This is a genomic window from Psychrobacter sp. AOP5-GZ1-6 (assembly GCF_052376345.1).
In the GTDB taxonomy this organism is placed as follows: Bacteria; Pseudomonadota; Gammaproteobacteria; order Pseudomonadales; family Moraxellaceae; genus Psychrobacter.
The window spans coordinates 1-1,401 of record NZ_JBQSVP010000263.1 but is presented as its reverse complement, the minus strand read 5'-3'; the positions used below and the strand labels follow the sequence as shown (position 1 = coordinate 1,401).

At 39.4% G+C, this 1,401-nt stretch carries 1 pseudogene and 1 other annotated feature; the pseudogene reads left to right on the top strand.

Annotated features, from left to right (window positions below):
- Positions 1 to 604 precede the first annotated feature (604 nt).
- Positions 605 to 1,401, top strand: a pseudogene (locus ACT3RN_RS15610) (IS3 family transposase); the annotation flags it as partial.
- Positions 880 to 996: a sequence feature (AL1L pseudoknot), on the top strand. It overlaps the preceding pseudogene by 117 nt.

Here is a 1,401-nt window from a genome sequence, read left to right as displayed (position 1 = left end):
TTTATTATTGCTTGTGAGACTTTGTAAGGAGCTAGCTCACTTAGAATGCTGATATCTACATTGAATACTTTCTCCATGGAAGTTTTATATGCAGTGTAAGATAAAAAACTAAGCCATAAAAAAAATAGTATTGGAAATACTATTATAAAAAAACTAAAAACTATATATTTTTTTTTCATTTAATATCTACATCTATTAATATTGTTATGTTTTTTACAAAAACTTTGATAAATATCGTTTTATCTAATGGTTCTTAACAGCTTATAGGGATTTCTACACCAAAATTTCCATTGCTTAGTAAGGCATTCCAATATTTCTTAGGTGCTGATTATAGCTCCTATAGATGTTACCAAATACTAATATGTGATACTAACAGCATACATCAACTATTGTTAAATCCAAAGCAAATATATTTCTAGAGGGTGCTTAAGCATTGGTCCGTGGAATAAGCTTGAAATTTATATGTAAAATCATAGAGATAGTTCAATATAATTGTTAGTATCACCATAAATTATAGCCTTTGTTGCTCTCAAATAATCTACTCGAAATTTTTTTGAACCGCCCCGGGATTGTCGGAGACTCAACATTCTGAGAGAATACGACAATGAAAAGACAAACCTACACTCCTGAGATTAAAGAACGCGCCGTTCGCATGCTGATTGAAGCATTAAGCGACTATCCCTCCACCTGGTCAGCTATTCAAGCAATTGCACCTAAGATTGGCTGTACGCCTGAGACACTGCGATCATGGCATAAAAAGCACATAGACCAAACCATTCCCGCCTCAGTGCAAGCTCAAAGTGACAAAGAGCGTATCAAAGAGCTTGAACGAGAGAACAAAGAGCTCAAGCAAGCCAATGAGATTATACGTAAGGCTGCTGGTCTTGAAGCCCAGGCGGGGACGGGCCGTCCACCCAGATAATGGTTCAGTTTATTGATGACTATAGAGGTAGTTATGGGGTCGAGCTGATTTGTAGAGTACTACCGATTGCCCCATCAACCTACTACCGTGCTAAAGACTTAGAGGACTGCCCTGAGAAGCGCTCATTACGCAGTCAGCATGATGACTATTATCTCAGAGAGATTAAACGTATTTGGCAAGACAGTAAATGCCGTTACGGTGTTCGTAAAGTCTGGCAGCAGATGAAGGCTGATGGCGTAAAGGTTGCTCGTTGCACCGTCGAGCGTTTAATGAAGCAGTATGGTATGCAAGGCATCTGGCGCGGTAAGGGTAAGATGACCACCAACAGCCGTGACGACCAAAAGCGTGCTGACGACTTGGTCAATCGTAACTTTAATGCCCATCGTCCTAATCAGCTGTGGGTTGCAGATTTTACCTATATCAAGACACTGAGTGGCTGGGTTTATACTGCTTTTATTATTGATGTATTTGCTCGCGCT